Genomic DNA, 20284 nt, shown 5'->3' with positions numbered 1-20284 from the left:
GCCATAGACTTGTCTTAAAGAAAAGGACAACTGTGAGGAGGCGGCATTGGTATGGAATGGCTGGAGTTATTTCCGGAACCGTTGCACGGTATACTCGGAAGGCTTCCAGAAAAGGTATTTAAGCAACTGGAAGAAATTCGGGTTCGGGAAGGAAGGCCGCTGGAAGTTAATGCGAATGGTGATCATCATTTTGTAACGACTGCTGGTCGGCTGACTTTGAATCCTGTTGAAGCCTATAAGCCTAACCGCGAGGATGCCCACCGATTGCTGGATTTTATCAGTAATCATTCTCTGTACACCATGGAAGAGGAGCTTCGCAAAGGGTTTATTACCATCCCTGGCGGTCATCGTGTTGGCTTGGCAGGGAGAACTGTGCTTAACCGAGGGCGAGTAGAGCATTTGAGGGATATAAGCAGCTTTAATGTACGAATTGCTCGGGCCATTCCTGGCATAGCTGATCGGATATTACCTTATGTAGCGGATCGAAAATCCGGGACGATACGGCATACGCTCATCTTGTCACCGCCTCAGCATGGCAAGACGACGTTGCTTAGGGACTTGGCTCGACAACTGAGTTACGGAGGGACGCAAAGCAACGGAGGGCGACGAAATGGACTTAAGGTGGGCATTATAGATGAACGTTCTGAGATCGCCGGTAGTCATAAGGGCATCCCCGGCTTTGATGTCGGACCTCGCACCGATGTATTGGACGGATGTCCGAAAGCGGAGGGTATGATGATGATGATTCGCTCGATGTCACCGGATGTCCTGATTGTGGATGAAATCGGGCGGCCAGAAGATGCGGAAGCGGTACGTGAAGCGCTTCATGCAGGCATCGCAGTCATTGCTTCCGCACATGGTCGTGATGTGGCTGAAATGGCGAGCCGATCTGCCTTTGCCGGATTAGCTACAGGACAGGAGCTGTTCCAGCTCTATGTCATGCTGGAGCGGACGAGCCGGGGCGTCTCTTTTCGGCTGGCAGATGCCAAGCAGCGCAGGCTGACACTGCCTGGGGAAGGGCAGAACGGGGGCATCTCCTATGCTTAAGCTGCTGGGAGCTGTCTTGGTTATACTAGCCACCACACTGGCAGGCTGGCAGCGGGCAAGACAATTTGCCATGAGGCCGCGGCAAATCAGAGAGTTAATTCTCGCACTGCAAAGACTGACCACCGAGGTTTCTTACGGGGTGTCTCCGTTACCAGATGCTTTCGCCAAGACTGGAGAGCCCTTGCGAGAGCCGCTGCGCTCTCTGTTTCAGCAAGCCTCACGCTGGATGCACCCCTCTTTTGGCCTGACCGCCAGAGAAAGCTTGCATAAAGCGATTGAAGTCTCGTGGAGCCGTTCCTCTATGAAGCAGGCCGAGAAGGAAGCGATGCGTCAGCTTGCTTACAGCCTTGGAACCAGCGACCGTGAAGACCAGATCAAGCACATTGCGCTGACCATCCAGCAGTTATCCCATGAAGAAGCGCAGGCGCAGGCAGATCAGGTGAGATACGAGCGTATGAGCAGAAGCCTGGGACTGCTGATCGGAGCATTGATCGTCATTTTGATCTATTAGCGGGGTGCTCGAATGAATTTAGAAGTGAACGCAATTTTTCAGATTGCCGGAATTGGCATTATTATCGCTATGATTCATACCGTACTAAAGCAAATGGGCAAGGAAGACATGGCACACTGGGTGACGGTCATCGGTTTCGTTGTCGTGCTGTTCATGGTGGTACGAATGCTGGATAACCTTCTGCAAGAGATCAAATCTATTTTTCTTTTTCAGTAGGTGAACACATGGAAATCATTCAAGTGGTGGGCTTCGCCCTCGTTGCCACAGTCCTCATCTTAGTTATCAAGGAACAGAAGCCGATGTTTGCCTTTTTGATTGCAACAGCTGCGGGAATCGTCATTTTTTTGCTGCTGATTGGCAAGATCGGATCTGTGGTTGCCGTGCTGGAGCGACTGGCCAGGTCTTCAGGGATGGACATGATTTATTTTAAAACCGTATTAAAAATAATCGGTATCGCTTATATTGCTGAATTTGGAGCACAGATCGTACGGGATGCGGGACAAGACGGCATAGCTTCCAAAATAGAGCTTACTGGAAAGGTACTCATCATGGTACTCGCAATCCCGATTATCAGCATTATTATTGATACCATTCTGAAGCTGATGCCCGCCTGAGGGGGTGATGCCATGAAAAGGCTGGGGGGCATGCCGAATCTCAAAGTTATTGTGATTTTGCTGCTATGTCTCTGGTGCGCCTCGGCTGCGGTCCTCTTCGCAGATACACCTACAAACGAATGGATCAGACAACAGGCGGAGCAAATGCCCAAAGATGATGTTGAACATTATTGGGACGGACTCATGAAGCAATACGGCGGATTTTTCCCTGACCAGAAAAAGCCTTCTTTCATGGACATGCTGCTTCCGGGTGGTGAAGGATTCAGTATAAAAGGTGTGTTGATGGCCATAGCTGATTTTTTCATCCATGAAATCCGGGTGAATGCCAAGCTGCTCGTCACCATCGTCATGCTCAGCATTATGAGTATGGTGCTGGAAACGCTGCAAAGCGCTTTTGAAAGCAAGCAGGTCAGCAAAGTTGCCTACGCTATCGTGTACATGGTCATTATCATTTTGGCGATTAATAGCTTTAGTGTAGCGATTGGTTATGCCAAAGAAGCAATTGACAGCATGATTCATTTCATGATGGCGATGTTGCCCTTGCTGTTTACCATGTTGGCCTCGATGGGTAACGTTGTCACCGTTTCGGTGACCCACCCGCTGATTGTATTTATGATCAACACGGTCGGAACAGTCATTCATACGCTTGTTTTCCCGCTGCTGTTCTTCTCGGCTGTGCTGTACTTGGTCAACTCGCTCACGGGCAAATACAAGCTGACCCAGTTAGCTGATCTACTGCGGAACGCGGGTGTTGCCGTGCTGGGAGTGCTTCTGACTATTTTTCTAGGAGTCATTTCGGTACAGGGATTAACCTCTTCGGTTACTGACGGATTAACAATCCGTACAGCTAAATATATTACAGGTAGCTTTGTTCCGGTGGTAGGCAAGGCGCTGGCAGATGCGACGGATACGGTCATTTCGGCATCACTGCTCGTTAAAAATGCCATCGGCCTTGTGGGAGTCATCATTATTTTGTTCCTGTGTGCTTTTCCTGCTCTCAAAATTCTGACACTAGCCCTCATTTATAAAGTGACCGCAGCAATCATGCAGCCTTTGGGAGATACGCCTATTGTGGAATGTTTGGATGCCATCGGCAAGAGTATGATTTATGTTTTTGCGGCACTGGCGGCAGTGGGATTAATGTCCTTCCTTGCGATTACCGTCATGCTCGCAGCAGGCAACATGACAGTCATGATGAGGTGAATACATGCACATAATCCAACGAGAGGGAGGCGAGTGACGTGACCTGGCTGGGAGGCTGGCTCAAGGAACTAGTGCTAATCGTGCTGCTGGCTTCTTTTGTCGATATGATCTTACCGAGCCGATCTATGGAAAGGTATGTCAAACTCGTACTCAGCCTGCTTGTTTTGCTGACATTGCTGTCTCCGATTGTGCGCTTGCTGAGCAGTAGTCCCTCAGAGGTTCTGGGGCGAGCATTGGATCTGCAACGCCAGGCAGAGACAGGTAATAGGGAACCGACATTGGAAGAGATCTTAGCCAAAGGCAAACAGCTAAAGCAACAGCAGGAACAAAGCTCCATGCAATGGGCAGGCAAAGAGGTAGCTAAGGAAATGAAAGGGCAATTGGAGCAGTACACTGGGTTAGCAATTCAGTCGGTCCAGGTGACCCTTGCGCAGATTCAGCAGAAAGAATCGGGGCTAGAGGCAGGAACGGGCGTTCAGTCAGTAGTGGTCAAATTGGCGGAGCAGAAGGCAGAAAAAGAAAAAAACACAAACGTCCCGCTGGGTACAGATGTCAAGCCGATTATGGTGGAGCCTGTAGCTGAAAAGACAGTGAATATTCGTGTGGAGCCGACACAGTCAAAACCCTCTAATCATAATGAAGGAACGCGAGAAGATGATCGTAGTCCTGACGAAACCCCAGAGGATGGCAAACCTGCGGATCAGAAAGCTTTTGATTTAATCACAGGAATTCTACGTGAAAAATGGGGGATCGACAGCACACATGTTCAGGTGATTAATTCGCAGGATGGAACACATGAATGGTAACAGGAGGTGAACCGAAATGGGCAAATGGAGGAAAAAGCTGGAGCAATGGATGGGTGGAGGGGGGGACGGAGCGAAAAGGTTCAATTCATTTCGTTGGCTACTTATTCTTGGCCTTATCGGTGTAGCGATTATGCTCTTTAATTCATTCGTTAATGTGAAAAAAGTCGACCCGGAAAACGTAGGGAGAGAACCGCCTGGCGTAATGAAAAATGAGCCTGCGTTAGAAACAACGGTAGGTGAGGACAGTTCCTTTGCCGGAATCGAGAAGGCTTTTGAGGACAATATGAAACAGATGCTGGAGCAGATTGTTGGCGTAGGAACCGTCGATGTCATGGTTACGGTAGATTCTACCGAAGAAGTGATCGTTCAACGGAATGTGAAAGACATGCAGGAAGAAAATAACGAGTCGGACGCCAATGGTGGACAAAGGCACACTACTCAATATACACGCGATGGTGAGATTGTCACCTATGAATCATCGGGCGGTCAGCACACCCCGATTGTTACCAAAAAAGTAAAACCACAGGTAAGGGGAGTGCTTGTTGTGGCTATGGGGGCAGAAAACCCTACGGTGAAGCAGCTCATTGTGGATGCTGTGCAGAAGGGACTAAACGTACCTTCATACAAAATATCAGTCGTTCCGCGTAAGCAGGGATAATATGGAATTGGGGAACAAAGAAGTTAATATTGCAAACCACTTATGAATATGGAGGACAGAACATGAATAATAAAAGACAAACCGTTTGGCTGGTGTCCATGCTGAGTTTAATGGTGGTACTGTCTGCATATTATTTGTTTACGGAGGACTCAAGTCCGGCGAATCCGCCAGTAGCGGACAGCGAGCAGGTGAGCAAGGTTAAACAGGATGCTGCACAGGAAGCAACGACAAAGGCAGAAGAACAAATGAACGAACTGAAAGTAAATGAAGTAGTAACCAATGGAGAAGTAACTGACGGAACGGCAGAGACTTCCACAAAGGACACAGCTTCTACAACTGAACCAGCAACAGAACCATCAAAAGGTGATAAAGACACAGCCGCCGCCCCTGCTACTGAATCGACTGCATCCAATCAAAACACAACTACAGCTAAGACAGGCACGACAGCTAAAAGTGATGACAAAGCAGCTTCTAGCGCCAAAACCGACAAGCAGGTACTTGATCAAGTAGCAAACGAACAAGCAGCCCAACCAACAGCGGCAGCTGTGATTGACAACTATTTACTGGAGCGGGATGTGGAAAATCAAAAGAAAAATGACGAGCTGACTACGGCAATGAATGATAGTACACCGCAGAAAGCTGCAGAGGCACAAAAGGAATTGCATGTACTTGAAGATAAACAGGCCAAAATTACTGGCATCGAAGAAGAACTGCAGCAGCAATTCGCCAATGCAGTTGTCCGCGAGGAAGATGCTGATAAATACAAAGTAGTGGTTCTGAGTGAAAAATTGGATGCTAAGCAAGCGGTAACGATTGTCGATAAAGTCATGAAGGAATTAAACGTAACGCAGGACAAGATCAGTGTCCAGTATGTTACACAATAAGACAAAAAACGCGAAAAAGCCCGGATTTCTGCACAATCCCGGGCTCTTTCTATTTTTAATGATTGTGATATAATACATAAAGCTGTTTCAAAAATGTTATCAGCAACCGGCAAAATGCTGAAGGAGTGATTAATAGAGATGTTTAAATTAAGCGAGATTAAGGAATTGATCAAGCTGGTGGATGAAACGTCTGTGCATGAGCTTGAAATTGAAAATGAAGGAACTCGCCTCATGATCCGTAAACCGGGTAAAAGCGAGATCGTTACGGTACAGGCTCCTGTAACAGCACCTGCTTATACAGTGGCGCCACAAGCTGCAATTCCGAATCCACAAGTACAGTCCGATGTTGGACATGCAACTGCTGGGGAACCGAAGGAATATGCAAGCAATCTACATAAAATCGTATCTCCGATGGTAGGCACTTTCTATAGTTCTTCATCCCCGGATACGGCTCCGTATGTGAGTATCGGCAGTAAAGTAGGCGATAAAACAACGGTATGTATCATTGAAGCGATGAAGTTGATGAACGAGTTGGAAGCTGAAGTGAAGGGCGAAATTGTGGAAATTTTGGCCGAAAACGGACAGTTGGTTGAGTATGGCCAGCCATTGTTCCTTGTGAAACCGGAGTAAAAAGCTTGTTTGACCCCTTTTTGAGGGTTCGGCAAGACTGCTCCCAGGGAGGATAAAGTCATGACATTTCAAAAAGTATTAATCGCGAACCGTGGAGAAATTGCAGTTCGTATCATTCGCGCTTGCCGCGAAATGAATATTTCGACAGTTGCCGTCTATTCGGAAGCTGACAAGGATTCGTTACATGTGCGTCTCGCAGATGAGGCTTACTGTATCGGACCGACGTTGTCTAAGGACAGCTATCTTAATTTTACGAACCTGATGAGTGTTGCTACATTGACTGAATGTGATGCCATTCATCCAGGTTACGGATTTTTGGCGGAAAATGCAGACTTCGCTGAAATTTGCGAATCATGCAATATTACGTTTATTGGACCTTCTCCTGAAGCAATTAACAAAATGGGAGATAAGGCTGTAGCCAAGCAGACCATGAAGGATGCCGGGGTTCCGGTTATTCCAGGTTCAGACGGACTGGTTGAGGATGTACAGGATGCAATCAGTATCGCACGTGATATCGGATATCCGGTCATTATCAAGGCCACAGCAGGTGGTGGTGGTAAAGGTATTCGTATCGCTGAAGATGAGGATAATCTTATCCAGCAAATCACGACTGCTCAGCAGGAAGCGCAGAAGGCCTTTGGTAATGCGGGCGTGTATCTGGAAAAATATCTGACTGGTATGAAACACGTGGAAATACAGATCATAGCGGACAAGCATGGTAATGTTGCCTACTTGGGTGAACGGGACTGCTCTGTTCAGCGTCGTCGTCAGAAGTTGTTGGAGGAAGCACCATGTCCAGTACTTTCGCAGGATGTTCGTGAAGAAATGGGACAGGCAGCTGTTCGTGCAGCTTTGGCCGTTCAATACTCTGGCGCAGGTACGCTTGAATTTTTGCTTGGTCCGGACAATAAATTCTATTTCATGGAAATGAACACACGTATTCAGGTGGAACATCCAGTAACAGAAATGATTACCGGTGTAGACCTGATTAAAGAAATGATTTCGGTCGCTGAAGGGCATCCGCTTTCCTTTACGCAGGAAGAAGTCACGATTAATGGCTGGGCAATCGAATGCCGCATTAACGCTGAGGACCCGGATCGTAATTTTATGCCTGCACCGGGTAAAATCGGATTTTATCTGCCTCCAGGCGGTCCTGGAGTGCGGGTAGACAGCGCTGCTTATCCAGGTTATAGCATTCCTCCTTATTATGACTCTATGATTGCCAAGCTGATTGTATGGGCGCCTACACGGCAGGAGGCGATTGCCAAAATGAAGCGGGCTTTAGCTGAGTTTGCTATTGAGGGCATACCCACAACGATTTCTTTTCACCAGCGCTTGCTAGAGCATCCGACCTTTATTGAAGGCGATTTTGATATTAAATTTTTGGAGGAAAACGAAGTTTAATCGGTATATTTCCTCAGTTTGTCATAATGAACGCCAAATGATATAGTATGGATAATAAGTGAGCATGTCTGCTTTGATATCCAAAGCTGGAATGAAACTTATTTTGACCGAAAGGTGTTGAAGGTATGAGCACAGTGCCAACCGAATTCGAACGTACAGAAATTGGGGAGATTCAAATTGCCCCGGAAGTTATTGAAGTCATTGCCGGACTGGCTACCGTTGAGGTGCCGGGCGTTGCGGGAATGAGTGGCGGATTTGCTGGCGGATTTGCCGAACTGCTAGGCCGCAAAAATTTATCTAAAGGTGTAAAAGTGGAAGTCGGACAGCGTGAAGCTGCTGTAGACGTCTCCGTCATTATTGAGTATGGTAACCGTCTGCCCGAGGTGGCTGCTGCTATTCAGCATAATGTTAAGCGTTCCATTGAAAACATGACAGGTCTTAACGTGGTAGAAGTGAACGTGCAAATTCACGATGTTCAATTCAAAAATGCTGAAAAAGTAGAAGAGCCGGAAGTGCTGGGCGCCGGACGGGTTAAATAGAGCGATACTTTGTACAAACCCCCGACCCTTATGGGTCGAGGGTTTACTCTAATTTAAGGAGGCTGTGCGTTTCGTGGCTAAAGTTATGGACAGACTTCTGCTGTTTTTGTACAGCTTAAGTATCGGAATTATCTCCATTCTCGCCATCCTCCTCCTGAGCGGGGCCATTCCGTATGTTTTAAGTATTGAGGATGAGCGAGTGGTGTGGTTTACCAGCTTGATTATTGCAGGAGTTCTGTTGTTATTGAGTCTTCGGTTTTTTTATATCTCTATTCGACGGAACCAAACCGTACAGCATTCTATTGATCAGCGAACCGAATACGGTGATATTCAGATTTCGGTGGATACCATCGAAAATCTGTGCCTCAAAGCGGCTTCCCGATTTCGCGGGATGCAGGATCTGAAAGCACGCGTTCGTGTGTTGGAATCGGGACTTGATATTACGATTCGGGCGATTGTTGACGGGGAAAGCTCCATTCCGGTGTTAACCTCCGAGGTACAAAAGGGGGTACACGACCATGTGGAAGAGATTACAGGAATTCCAGTATCCAATGTGTCGGTGTACATCGCTAATGTTTCTCAGTCACCAAGCTTTAAGAGTCGTGTGGAATAGAGGTGATTTTCCCTGATGCCCTGGAAAGAAATATGGGGAAGTTACAAGGGCCGGATCATGGGGATCACGGCTGGTATTTTTTTCGGTTTTATTTACTTGTGGGCAGGCTTTTGGAATATGTTGTTCTTTGCATTGATGGTGTTCATCGGATATACGCTAGGAAGACGTAGCGATTCAGCGCTTGGTCCATTCTTACCTTGGAAAGAATGGAGCGAATGGTTGTCGCAGCGTTGGCGTCCTTTTAAATGAACCCTGTGATACGTGTTCTCCAAAATACAGCTGTAGCTTATTTGCGCCCAACGGTTTTGGAGGATGCGTTCACAGGTTTTTTTGTGGAAATTGGTTAGAATGAAAAATAGATATAGGCAAGCGTAGGAGGCAGGGCATGAAAAGACGTCTGGCGAGGGAATTAGCGGTACAGAGTATGTACCATATGGAAATGAATGAAGTGGAAGCGGCGGCAGCTGTGGACATGCTGCTTCAGGAAGCGGCCGAGGAAAACGAAGCCGAAGTCGTAATTAAAAACGCGGCAGTGTTAAGAGCGTATGTTTTGGAGCATGTGCGTGGCACATGGGAGCACAAGGAAGCGATTGACGGGCTGTTGGCGGATTACCTGAAAGGCTGGCAGATCAGCCGACTTTCGCGTGTAGATCGTCAAATTTTGAGGCTTGCGGTATATGAAATGATTTTCCGCGAGGATGTTCCAGCCAAGGTAGCAGTCAATGAAGCCATTGAGTTGTCGAAGCACTTTGGTACCGAGGAATCGGGTAAATTTGTTAATGGTGTGCTGGGACGAGTGATACAAGAGCTGGAGCAATTGAAAGCACGTTTTTAATTAGAGACTACTGAATCAGGTTGGGGAGTGGTTAAACATGTCAGCACCGATCATTGATGGTAAACAAATCTCTCAGGATATTCGGGCAAGCATTCAGCAAGAGGTTATTCGTTTGAAAGAACACAGCTTTCAACCCGGACTGGCTGTTGTACTGGTAGGCGAAGATCCTGCTTCTCAGGTGTATGTTAAAAATAAGGAAAAGGCGTGTCATGATCTCGGCTATTACTCTGAGGTTCATCGATTGGCGGCAGATACTTCGCAAGAAGCATTACTGAAACTGGTGGATAAGCTGAATCATCAAAGTAATATCCATGGGATTTTGGTGCAACTGCCATTACCAAAGCATATTCAGGAAAAAGCTGTCATTGACGCGATTGCAGTGGAGAAAGATGTTGACGGATTTCATCCGGTAAACGTAGGGAATCTGGTCATCGGCGATGATAGCCTATTGCCTTGCACTCCCGCTGGAGTCATTGAGTTAATCAAACGCGCTGGAGTAGAAATAGCTGGTAAACATGCAGTTGTTATTGGTCGCAGTAATATCGTTGGCAAGCCGGTATCATTATTGCTGCAGCGTGAAAATGCTACGGTTACGATGTGTCACTCTCGTACAGCGAATATTGCCGAGCTCAGTAAACAAGCGGATATTTTGGTCGTTGCCATCGGCAAAGCCAATTTCATCGATGCTTCGTATGTAAAGCCGGGTGCAGTAGTTATCGATGTGGGAATGAATCGTCTGGAGAACGGAAAGCTGGCGGGTGACGTTGATTTTGAGAGCGTAAAGCAAGTGTCCGGTCCGATTACGCCTGTTCCCGGCGGAGTAGGCCCAATGACGATTACAATGCTGATGCAAAATACGCTCGTAGCGGCCAAGCGGTCGCACGGTTTGGTATAAAGGCAGCTGCCTGTGGCTGAACAACAACGTATTTATTCTATACAGGACCTGAATCGCTATATCCGGATGAAACTGGAATCCGATCAGGTGCTGTCTGATGTATGGATACGCGGGGAAATTTCTAACTTTACGCATCATTCGAGTGGTCACATGTATTTTACGCTCAAGGATGAGGGGAGCCGCATACGTTCGATTATGTTTGCAACTCATAATAGACGGCTCCCTTTCGTACCGAAAGAAGGTACGCGTGTTATCGCCCGGGGAAACGTATCCGTGTATGAACGGGATGGTCAATATCAATTTTATGCGACTCAAATGCAGCCTGACGGTATAGGCAGCCTTTATTTGGCTTATGAACAACTCAAACAAAAGCTTGATGCAGAAGGGCTGTTTGATACCACTCGCAAACGGAATCTCCCTGCTCACCCTGCGACCATTGGCGTAATTACGTCACCGACCGGAGCGGCTGTGCGTGATATTATCACTACACTTCAACGGCGATACCCGCAGGCTGGAATCGTGTTGTATCCAGTTCTTGTGCAAGGAAAAGGTGCTGCCCCCTCGATCGTTAAGGCAATTGAAGCCATGAATCGTATGCAGGAGGTTCAGGTGATGATCGTCGGACGGGGTGGTGGCTCCTTAGAAGAACTGTGGGCGTTTAATGAGGAAGCGGTTGCGCGTGCCATTTACGCATCGGTCATTCCTGTGATTTCGGCCGTTGGACACGAAACGGATTTTACCATTGCCGATTTTGTGGCTGACTTACGCGCAGCGACGCCGACCGCAGCAGCTGAGCTGGCTGTGCCTCATCAGGGAGAGCTTCGGGATCAGCTGCTTCAGCGGGAGCAGCGGTTGCGTAATGCCCTTAGGCAGCGGTTGGAAGCCAGTCGTGAACGCTTGATGAGGCTTCGGCGTTCGCCAGTGTTGCTGCATCCGCGCCGCTACATGCTCCAGCATGCAGAGCGGATGGACATGCTGCATCAGCGTCTGATCCGCGCAGCGGCTAACCGTTCACGCTTAAACGCAGAGAAAAACGCGCGTATGCGTCAGGTACTAGAGCGGTTTAATCCGCGTGAACAAATTCGTTCGGCGCGCAAGCAGACGGATATGGCACAACGTCAGCTGGAGTCTGCGATGCGTGCGATCACAAAAACGGGGCGGCAGCAGCTGCATACCGGAATTCGTCAGCTGGACGCGCTGAGTCCGCTCAAAGTCATGGCCCGAGGCTACAGCTTGGTATACGATGAGCAGGAGAAACGGCTAATCAAGTCGCTCAAAGATGTACAACCGGGAGATTCTATCAAGATAAAAGTGAGTGACGGACAGTTAGACTGTCAAGTATGGGGAATGAAGGAGGACGCGAAGCACGGTGGCGAATGAAGCGGAATTGAATTTTGAAGCGGCCATGGCCGCTCTTGAAGAAATTGTCGGACAACTGGAGCATGGAGACGTTCCTCTGGAGCAAGCCATTGATTTGTTCCAGCGGGGGATGAAGCTGTCTCAGCTTTGCAGTCAGAAGCTGGAACAGGTCGAACGTAAAATTGAAATGATCGTGGAAGAGGATGGAGATTTGCGCAAGAAGCCTTTCGGCGGCGGATTGGATGAAAACGGCGGTGAAGGGCTTGAATAGACTGTCGTTCAAGGAATATTTGACTGTGACGGCGGATGCAGTTTCGTCTGCATTGACCGAGCAGTTTCCGGCGCATTGGGACATTCCAGATGTTCTTCGAGAATCTATGAACTATTCACTGACCGCAGGCGGTAAACGGCTGCGGCCTCTGCTTGTGATCGCCGCTGCGGAAGCATTTGGTGGAAGCAGGGAAGCGGCGTTGCCAGTAGCATGTGCGGTAGAAATGGTACATACGTATTCCCTCATTCACGACGACTTGCCGGCGATGGATGATGATGATTATCGGCGAGGAAAGCTGACGAATCATAAGGTATACGGCGAGGCGGTTGCTGTTCTTGCGGGCGATGCTTTGCTGACCCATGCATTTTATAGCATCGTGCAGGCGGGTCGTCGTCACGGGGTTTCTTCCGATGCGCTATTGTCCATAGTTGAGGATTTATCCGAAATGAGCGGTGCCAGAGGCATGGTAGGTGGACAGGTCGCAGATATGTCGGGCGAGCAGGGAATGACGGGGATCGAGGAATTGGAATATATCCACCTTCATAAAACGGCTGATTTGATCATTTTCTCACTCTTAGCAGGTGGACGGATTGGTGGAGCGGACAAGGATCAACTAGAAGCACTTCGTCGTTTTGGACGAGATTTGGGCCTGGCTTTTCAAATTCAGGACGATATATTGGATCTTGTAGGCGATGAAAGCAAAATGGGAAAAAAAACGCAGAGTGATGTTGAACAGGAGAAGGTTACCTATCCGTATTTCATCGGTATGGACGCATCTCTACGACAAGTGGAGGAGCTCACAGCATCTGCCAAAAAAGTGATTGCAGAAGGTGGTATTCCCGATTATTCACGCTTACTGGAGATAGCGGATTACCTGATGAAGCGTGATCATTAGTAGTGTTAAAACTGGTTTGACTTGTCTGCGTTTAAGCACAGTCCAAAAGTGTGATATAATACTTGTTAACTTTACACACAAACTTGAAGGAAAGCGGGGAGATATGCGTGCTGCTTCCACACATAAAGCAACCAGGCGATCTGAAATCACTGTCGGTTGAGGAGTTGGCTTCTCTAGCCGAGGAAATCAGGAGCTTTTTGATTGAGAAGCTGTCCGTGACTGGGGGGCATCTGGCATCGAATCTGGGAGTGGTTGAGCTCACGATCGCCCTGCATTATTGCTATAACAGTCCAAAGGACAAGATGATTTATGACGTTGGGCACCAAGCCTACGTGCACAAAATATTGACAGGGCGAATGGATCGTTTTGATACACTTCGTCAGCGTGATGGACTTTGTGGTTTTGTAAAAAGAAGCGAGAGCGAGCATGATGTTTGGGAAGCTGGACATAGCAGCACTTCCCTTTCGGCTGCAATGGGGATGGCCTTGGCACGTGATTTGAAGGGCGAGGACAATAAAGTTATTGCAATGATCGGGGACGGCGCGTTGACTGGGGGCATGGCCTTCGAAGCATTAAACCATATTGGTCATGAACGTAAAAATTTAATGGTCATTCTGAATGATAATGAAATGTCCATCGCCCCGAATGTAGGGGCCATGCATAATTATTTGAGCAAAATTCGCTCGGACCGTCACTATTTGCGGGCAAAGGATGAGCTGGAAGTTTTGCTGAAAAAAATACCCGCTATAGGCGGTAAACTTGCCAAATCGGCTGGCCGCGTCAAGGACAGTCTTAAATATATGATGGTTCCAGGTGTGCTGTTTGAAGAGCTGGGATTTACGTATCTTGGTCCGGTGGACGGACATGATTTGTCCAAGCTAATTGAGACTTTTCAGCAGGCTGATAACGTGACTGGCCCTGTATTAGTGCATGTCGTAACCACCAAGGGTAAAGGCTATAAGCCTGCGGAGGCCGATTCACACAAGTGGCACGGCATCAGTCCATACAAAATTGAATCAGGTCAGGTACTCAAAGCTGTAGGCAATCCGATGTATACGGAAATTTTCGGTAGAACGCTGATTGAGCTGGCTGAACAGGATGAGCGCATCATTGCGGTCACCCCTGCAATGCCTGGTGGATCAGGACTAGTACCTTTTAGTAAAGAGTTTCCTACACGTATGATCGACGTCGGCATTGCTGAGCAGCATGCTGCAACCATGTGTGCAGCGTTAGCAATGGAAGGGATGAAGCCGGTATTTGCGGTGTATTCCACTTTTATGCAGCGTGCATATGACCAAATTGTGCACGATATTTGTCGTCATAATGCCAATGTGATGTTCGCGATTGATCGTGCTGGTTTTGTTGGTGCAGACGGTGAAACTCATCATGGCGTGTTTGATGTAGCATTCTTGCGTCATATCCCGAATCTTGTGCTTATGATGCCAAAGGATGAAAATGAGCTCCGCCATATGATGAAAACAGCACTTGACTACGAAGATGGTCCAATTGCTTATCGTTACCCACGTGTTAATGTGGTTGGCGTGCCGTTGGATAAAGAATTGCGGGTTATTCCTATCGGCAGTTGGGAGCTTCTGCGTAAAGGTGAGGGCTTCGCTGTAATCGCTTCAGGACCGATGCTCCAAGTGGCGACAGAGGCTGCGGAGGCGATGAAACGTGAGGGTATGCAAGTGGGCGTTGTGAATGCTCGCTTCCTCAAGCCTTTGGATGAGGAGATGTTGCGTGAGCTGGCCCGCCAGCATACGAAGCTGATCGTATTGGAAGAAGCTTCTGAAGCAGGAAGTTTGGGTAGTGCTGTACTGGAATTTTACGCCAAAGAAGAAATACAAGATGCACAGGTGCGCTTAATGGGGATTCCCGATCTGTTTGTGGAGCACGGCTCCATCAAAGAGCAGCGTGCTGAAGTGGGACTTACCGTTGAAGCTGTGTGCTTAAAGCTGCGTAAGTGGTCCGCTGAGCCAGCATATGGCATGGGGCAATCTGTATAGGTAATTAAAATAAACAACATGTTTTTATAAAAAGTATGACAAGAGCAGCCTGGCTGCCTAAAGGGAGATTAATATGTCTGTTCCGAAGGAACGCATTGATGTATTGCTTGTAGAACAAGGTTTTTTTGAAAGCCGCGAAAAAGCTAAAGCCGCGATCATGGCAGGTTTAGTGTTGGCGGACAGTGAACGGATCGAGAAAGCGGGAATGAAGGTACCCCGTTCCAGTGAGCTTAAAGTTAAAGGTTCGGTGCATCCGTATGTAAGCCGTGGAGGGTTGAAGCTCGAAAAGGCCATCCGTCAATTCGAGCTGGACATGAAGGGCAGGACGATGCTAGATATCGGTTCATCAACCGGAGGCTTTACGGATTGTGCGCTTCAACATGGAGCTCAGTACGTGTATGCCATTGATGTGGGGTATAATCAGCTGGATTGGTCACTTCGTAATGATGAGCGTGTATGCGTTATGGAGAAAACGAATTTCAGATATATGACACCTGCGGATTTGAGCGGTCCTGTGCCTAATTTCGCAAGTATTGATGTTTCTTTTATTTCGTTACGAATTATTTTGCCGCCATTGCTTGCATTGCTGCATCAACCTGCTGATATTGTAGCTCTAATCAAGCCTCAATTCGAAGCTGGTCGCGAAAAGGTTGGGAAATCTGGCGTGGTTCGAGAACCTGCTACGCATAAAGAAGTGTTGCAGACCATCTTGATGTTTGCACATGAGCTTGGACTTACGTTGCAAGGCTTGGCCTTTTCCCCGATTACAGGCGGCGAAGGAAATATTGAATTTTTAGCGCATTGGCGTTTGGATGGGCTCCCGGCCGCAGAATCGCAGCTGGAAAAGATGGATTACAGTCCACTGATTGAACGAACTGTTCAGGAAGCAGGTCAGACTTTTAATAATGGCCCATCGCGTAAGTGACATTCAGGGGTTCTCCATGAGTTCTGTGAACTTAAGAGAACCTCTTTTTGGTGTGAGGGATTGCTTGTAGAACTCACGTTCGCCTATAATGGATGTACAGATGAAAAGGAATTTTGCGTCATGTCCTAGAATATGTCCATGAGGTGATCGGTTCATGGACACGCGATACGATACGGTTATCATCACTGTGATCGGGGTGATATTAGGGATATGGGCTTTTTATAGCCTGCGTGCCTGGTTAAAGGAGCCGGGACCGCTTGTGCTAAAAACGATACCGATTAATGAGGATTTGAACGAAGGACCTGCTGTGGACCAACTGGAGGAAGCAGGATATGAGGTGGTGGGCGGGAAAATGAAAATACCGCTTGCTTTTAAAGTGAATGGACATACCGTGTATAGCCGTTTGTTTATTGACTACGTAGCTGTACGTAACGGTTCGACATATATGGTCAAAACGTCACGCCGCAAGAAACCTATGGAGTGGAACGGTCCTGATTTACGGGACAGGCTTATGCCTTATTTGCTGCTCTATCCAGGCTGTGCGGGGGTATTGTACGTTGATACGGACGAGAAAAGTATTCGCCTTATTACAATAGTGGAAGACCTCGAAGAAGAGGAATATGAAGGTTAATCCATAGGAGGATTATATGAAGGGTCAACGACATATTAAAATCAGGGAAATTATTTCACAACATGAGATTGAAACGCAGGATGATCTAGTTGAAGCATTGCGTGAGGCTGGTTTTCAGGTCACCCAGGCCACTGTATCCCGGGATATCAAAGAACTGCTGCTCATAAAGGTTCCAATGGACGACGGCAGATATAAATATTCGATGCCTTCAGACCAGCGTTACAATCCGACGCAGAAACTGAAACGTACATTGGTTGACAACTTTTTGCATATTGACTACACAACCAATCTGATTGTGATGAAGTGCCTGCCAGGAACAGCTAACTCGATTGCTGCTTTATTAGACAATATCGAATGGTCTGAGGTCATGGGTACGATTAGCGGGGATGACACCATTTTGATTATTTGCCGATCGGAAGAAAACAGTGAAACTATCGTGAATCGTCTTATGGGCTACATTTCCTAATTATAAAGGCTACGCATATTAGGCGTTTTAATTTGTACATCATAGAGGTGAAAGAACGATGCTGGTCACTTTGTCTATACGGAATTTGGCAGTCGTAGAGGCTGTCGATGTTCATTTTTATAAAGGATTTCATGTATTGAGCGGGGAAACTGGTGCTGGTAAATCCATTATTATTGACGCACTTGGGCTGATTGCGGGCGGCAGGGGCTCTGCTGACCTTGTGCGTTACGGTTGTGATAAAGCAGAAATGGAAGCCTTATTTGAATTGCCGATCAAACATCCCGTTTGGAATACGTTGGAGGAACAAGGGATTAAGGCTAACCCAGAAGAGCATTTACTGATTCGTCGAGAACTTACGGTTCAAGGGAAAAGTTCATCTCGAATTAACGGTCAGATGGTTAATTTAACGATGTTGCGTGAGGTAGGTGAGCAACTCGTTAATATTCATGGGCAGCATGAGCATCAAAGCTTGCTGCGTGCAGATCGACATCTGGCGCTGCTGGATACGTTCGGTGATTCAGTCATCGGTCCAGTCAAAGCGCTTTACAGGGAGCGCTACAATGCTTTTGTCAAAGCGGAAAAAGAAGTAAGGGAATTGCAAAGCTCCAGTCAAAAGGCTTATCAGCTATTGGACATGTATCGTTTCCAATTGGAAGAGATCGCTGCGGCAGAGTTAAAATTGGGTGAAGATGAATTATTGGCAGAGGAACGGGTCAAGCTATCCCATAGTGAGAAAATGATGGATGGAATATCAGGAGCATATGAGCTGTTAAGTGGCAGAGGCGGGCTGGATACGGTCAATAACGTGTTGTCCAGATTAAATGATGTTCAGAGCTATGATAGTAAAAGTCTTCAGCCCATTGCGGAGCAGATTCAGTCTGCTTTCTATCAGTTGGAAGATGCAGCGTTTCAATTACGTTCTTATCGTGAGGATATTGAATTTAATCCGGGCAAGCTGCATGAGGTGGAGCAACGTTTGAATCAAATTACCGGACTACAGCGAAAATATGGTGATAGTATAGAACAGATTTTGGAATACTATAGCCGTATTGAGCAGGAAACCGATCTGTTGGAAAATAAAGATGAGCGGCTGGAGCAGCTCATTGCAAAGCGGGATGAGTTGCTTTCGGATTTGCTGGAGATTGCTGAAGAGCTTACAGAAGCGCGTGAAATTTGTGCCGAAGAGCTTGCAGAGCAAGTAGAGCAGGAATTAAAAGATCTTCAAATGGAAAGAACGTCACTCAAGGTACGCATTGATCCAATTGAAGATCCACGGGGATATGAATATAAGGGTCTAAAGGTACGACCTACCAAGCAAGGGATAGATAATGCGGAATTTCTGATTTCGCCCAATCCAGGTGAGCCACTTCGCCCACTCGGTAAAATCGCTTCTGGTGGTGAGTTATCACGTATTATGTTGGCAATGAAAAGTATTTTTGCGCGTCATGATCAAATACCGGTGCTCATTTTTGACGAGGTGGATACCGGGGTAAGTGGTCGTGCAGCTCAGTCTATAGCCGAGAAGCTGTATCGTTTGTCTTCCGTTTGTCAGGTGTTTTCCATTACTCATTTGCCGCAGGTGGCGTGTATGGCAGATCATCAGTACCTGATTGAAAAAAATGTGCATGACGGACGAACCATGACTCAAATTGAGGGACTAACGGAGGAAGGCCGGGTTAAGGAATTGGCACGGATGCTGGGCGGCGTAGAAATTACCGAAAAAACATTGCATCACGCACAGGAAATGCTGAATTTGGCGGAAGGAAAGAAAGCCTGAAAAGAGCGGCTGGCGTAATGATTAACAGTTATAAAAGCCTGGGGGCAAGGTTACCTTATAGGTACGCAATTGGCGACCACCTTTACTCGTCAAGCGAAAGAAGCAAAGGGAGCGTGACAGCCATTGAATTTTTTCTCCAGGATCAAATTGCTCGGTCTTTTGCTTGTTTTTCTTATGTGTTCTCTCGGTAACGCTCAGCATGTGCAAGCAGCGCTGCCTCTACAAGCTTCTTTGGATTTGTTCGGCTCTAAAAGCATGAAAACAACCCAGGAGAGCGTGGTTCCCGATTTGAAAGTATACCCAGGGGGCCAGACGATCGGGGTCAAAGTAAAATCTTCAGGAGTGCTTGTCGTTGGTCACCATATCATTCAGGAAAGCAATGATCGTAAGGTGTCACCTGGTGAGACAGCTGGTATTCGCCTAGGGGACCGTATTACACACATGAACGGCAAACCCCTCAATAGTCTCGCCAGGGTAGCGGAAGCCGTGGACGAGGCAGGTAAAAACAAAAAGCCGCTTGACATCACGCTTTGTCGAGGCGAACAGACGATCTCCACCAAGTTAACCCCAGCATATGATCAAGAGGATAAAGCGTGGCGGCTCGGGTTATATATTAGAGACTCGGCTGCAGGCGTAGGTACATTAACGTTTTATGCACCGGATCAGGGGGTTTACGGGGCCTTGGGTCATGTAATTACTGATATGAATACTCAAACTCCCATTGTCGTGGGCAGCGGAGAGATTGTGCAATCCAATGTGACGTCAATTGCGAAAAGCCAGAGTGGGGAACCCGGAGAGAAACGTGCTCATTTTCTCAAGGATCATCGGATCTTAGGAAATATTGAACGAAATACGAGCTTTGGAATATTTGGGAAAATGTCAGATGAGCCGCAAAATGGATTGTATTCGACGCCCATTCCGGTGGGACTTGCGAATGAAGTAAAAGAAGGACCAGCAGAAATTTTGACTGTACTGGAAGGTCAACAAATTCAGCGTTTTCAGGCAGAAATTGTACACATTTCTCAGCAGGATAAACCAGCAACCAAAGGGCTTGTGATTCGGGTTGTAGATCCAAAGCTATTAGATAAGACCGGCGGAATCGTGCAAGGAATGAGTGGTAGTCCGATTATCCAAAATGGTAAGCTGATCGGAGCTGTAACGCATGTATTTGTTAATGATCCTAAATCAGGTTACGGATGTTTTATCGAATGGATGTTGCGTGACGCAGGAATCATGCATAATAAACTGAGCTTGAAGTCATCCTCTAATCTTAAGGCGAGCTAGTGGCCTTAAGATTTTTTTGTCGAAAAGGAGA

The 20284-nt window shown here is 47.3% G+C and carries 24 protein-coding genes; all 24 read left to right on the top strand.

Going from position 1 to position 20284, the window contains the following annotated elements; genetic code table 11:
- Positions 1-51: 51 nt before the first annotated feature.
- The 24 genes from spoIIIAA (at position 52) to spoIVB (ending at position 20253) form a co-directional block, all read left to right on the top strand.
- The gene (gene spoIIIAA, locus MKX36_RS15065; RefSeq protein ID WP_340864966.1) at positions 52-1047 is read left to right on the top strand and encodes a stage III sporulation protein AA; all 996 of its coding nucleotides are present in this window, start codon (positions 52-54) and stop codon (positions 1045-1047) included.
- On the top strand, positions 1040-1558 hold the full coding sequence (gene spoIIIAB / locus MKX36_RS15060; RefSeq protein ID WP_013371786.1) for a stage III sporulation protein SpoIIIAB: 519 nt from the start codon (positions 1040-1042) through the stop codon (positions 1556-1558). The genes spoIIIAA and spoIIIAB overlap by 8 nt, the downstream gene beginning before the upstream one ends.
- Before the next feature lie 12 nt (positions 1559-1570).
- Positions 1571-1774, top strand: coding sequence for a stage III sporulation protein AC (gene spoIIIAC / locus MKX36_RS15055; RefSeq protein ID WP_010345636.1), 204 nt, complete (start codon positions 1571-1573; stop codon positions 1772-1774).
- 8 nt (positions 1775-1782) lie between these two features.
- On the top strand, positions 1783-2172 hold the full coding sequence (gene spoIIIAD, locus MKX36_RS15050) for a stage III sporulation protein AD (RefSeq protein ID WP_013371785.1): 390 nt from the start codon (positions 1783-1785) through the stop codon (positions 2170-2172).
- 12 nt (positions 2173-2184) lie between these two features.
- Positions 2185-3375: a stage III sporulation protein AE gene (gene spoIIIAE / locus MKX36_RS15045; protein WP_340864965.1), complete on the top strand. Its 1191-nt coding sequence runs from the start codon at positions 2185-2187 to the stop codon at positions 3373-3375.
- Between the two features lie 38 nt (positions 3376-3413).
- Positions 3414-4181, top strand: a complete 768-nt coding sequence (gene spoIIIAF, locus MKX36_RS15040; RefSeq protein WP_263560532.1) for a stage III sporulation protein AF — start codon at positions 3414-3416, stop codon at positions 4179-4181.
- Between the two features lie 16 nt (positions 4182-4197).
- Positions 4198-4839: a stage III sporulation protein AG gene (gene spoIIIAG, locus MKX36_RS15035; RefSeq protein WP_016822293.1), complete on the top strand. Its 642-nt coding sequence runs from the start codon at positions 4198-4200 to the stop codon at positions 4837-4839.
- 62 nt (positions 4840-4901) lie between these two features.
- Entirely contained in the window at positions 4902-5723 is an 822-nt protein-coding gene (locus MKX36_RS15030; protein WP_340864964.1) for a SpoIIIAH-like family protein, read from the top strand.
- Between the two features lie 138 nt (positions 5724-5861).
- The gene (gene accB / locus MKX36_RS15025) at positions 5862-6353 is read left to right on the top strand and encodes an acetyl-CoA carboxylase biotin carboxyl carrier protein (protein WP_016822291.1); all 492 of its coding nucleotides are present in this window, start codon (positions 5862-5864) and stop codon (positions 6351-6353) included.
- A 60-nt stretch (positions 6354-6413) separates the two neighbouring features.
- Positions 6414-7757, top strand: a complete 1344-nt coding sequence (gene accC, locus MKX36_RS15020; protein WP_013371779.1) for an acetyl-CoA carboxylase biotin carboxylase subunit — start codon at positions 6414-6416, stop codon at positions 7755-7757.
- Positions 7758-7882: 125 nt separating this feature from the next.
- Positions 7883-8296, top strand: a complete 414-nt coding sequence (locus MKX36_RS15015) for an Asp23/Gls24 family envelope stress response protein (protein ID WP_013310820.1) — start codon at positions 7883-7885, stop codon at positions 8294-8296.
- A gap of 73 nt (positions 8297-8369) precedes the next feature.
- Entirely contained in the window at positions 8370-8909 is a 540-nt protein-coding gene (gene amaP, locus MKX36_RS15010) for an alkaline shock response membrane anchor protein AmaP (protein ID WP_040103448.1), read from the top strand.
- A gap of 15 nt (positions 8910-8924) precedes the next feature.
- Positions 8925-9158, top strand: a complete 234-nt coding sequence (locus MKX36_RS15005) for a DUF2273 domain-containing protein (RefSeq protein WP_340864963.1) — start codon at positions 8925-8927, stop codon at positions 9156-9158.
- A gap of 136 nt (positions 9159-9294) precedes the next feature.
- Positions 9295-9744, top strand: a complete 450-nt coding sequence (gene nusB, locus MKX36_RS15000; RefSeq protein ID WP_019687905.1) for a transcription antitermination factor NusB — start codon at positions 9295-9297, stop codon at positions 9742-9744.
- Between the two features lie 37 nt (positions 9745-9781).
- Positions 9782-10639: a bifunctional methylenetetrahydrofolate dehydrogenase/methenyltetrahydrofolate cyclohydrolase FolD gene (gene folD / locus MKX36_RS14995; protein WP_340864962.1), complete on the top strand. Its 858-nt coding sequence runs from the start codon at positions 9782-9784 to the stop codon at positions 10637-10639.
- 66 nt (positions 10640-10705) lie between these two features.
- A complete protein-coding gene (gene xseA / locus MKX36_RS14990; protein WP_049800037.1) occupies positions 10706-12019 on the top strand; it encodes an exodeoxyribonuclease VII large subunit in 1314 nt (437 codons plus the stop codon).
- Positions 12009-12269 (top strand): exodeoxyribonuclease VII small subunit, encoded by a 261-nt coding sequence (gene xseB, locus MKX36_RS14985; RefSeq protein WP_013371773.1) that lies wholly within the window; start codon positions 12009-12011, stop codon positions 12267-12269. The genes xseA and xseB overlap by 11 nt, the downstream gene beginning before the upstream one ends.
- Complete coding sequence (locus MKX36_RS14980) at positions 12241-13164, top strand: polyprenyl synthetase family protein (protein WP_340864961.1); 924 nt, start codon at positions 12241-12243, stop codon at positions 13162-13164. The genes xseB and MKX36_RS14980 overlap by 29 nt, the downstream gene beginning before the upstream one ends.
- A gap of 107 nt (positions 13165-13271) precedes the next feature.
- Positions 13272-15170 (top strand): 1-deoxy-D-xylulose-5-phosphate synthase, encoded by a 1899-nt coding sequence (gene dxs, locus MKX36_RS14975; protein WP_016822284.1) that lies wholly within the window; start codon positions 13272-13274, stop codon positions 15168-15170.
- 73 nt (positions 15171-15243) lie between these two features.
- A complete protein-coding gene (locus MKX36_RS14970; RefSeq protein ID WP_016822283.1) occupies positions 15244-16095 on the top strand; it encodes a TlyA family RNA methyltransferase in 852 nt (283 codons plus the stop codon).
- A 154-nt stretch (positions 16096-16249) separates the two neighbouring features.
- Entirely contained in the window at positions 16250-16726 is a 477-nt protein-coding gene (locus MKX36_RS14965) for a hypothetical protein (RefSeq protein ID WP_340864960.1), read from the top strand.
- A gap of 16 nt (positions 16727-16742) precedes the next feature.
- On the top strand, positions 16743-17192 hold the full coding sequence (gene ahrC, locus MKX36_RS14960) for a transcriptional regulator AhrC/ArgR (protein ID WP_013371768.1): 450 nt from the start codon (positions 16743-16745) through the stop codon (positions 17190-17192).
- A gap of 58 nt (positions 17193-17250) precedes the next feature.
- Positions 17251-18969 (top strand): DNA repair protein RecN, encoded by a 1719-nt coding sequence (recN, locus tag MKX36_RS14955; RefSeq protein ID WP_016822281.1) that lies wholly within the window; start codon positions 17251-17253, stop codon positions 18967-18969.
- Between the two features lie 123 nt (positions 18970-19092).
- Positions 19093-20253, top strand: coding sequence for a SpoIVB peptidase (gene spoIVB / locus MKX36_RS14950; protein WP_016822280.1), 1161 nt, complete (start codon positions 19093-19095; stop codon positions 20251-20253).
- The last annotated feature ends 31 nt before the right edge of the window (positions 20254-20284 follow it).

Origin of the sequence: Paenibacillus sp. FSL W8-0439 (genome assembly GCF_038008995.1) — a bacterium.
GTDB classification, from domain to species: Bacteria; Bacillota; Bacilli; order Paenibacillales; family Paenibacillaceae; genus Paenibacillus; species Paenibacillus polymyxa.
The sequence above is the reverse complement of the archived record's forward strand: the minus strand, read 5'-3'. Positions and strand labels throughout refer to the sequence as shown.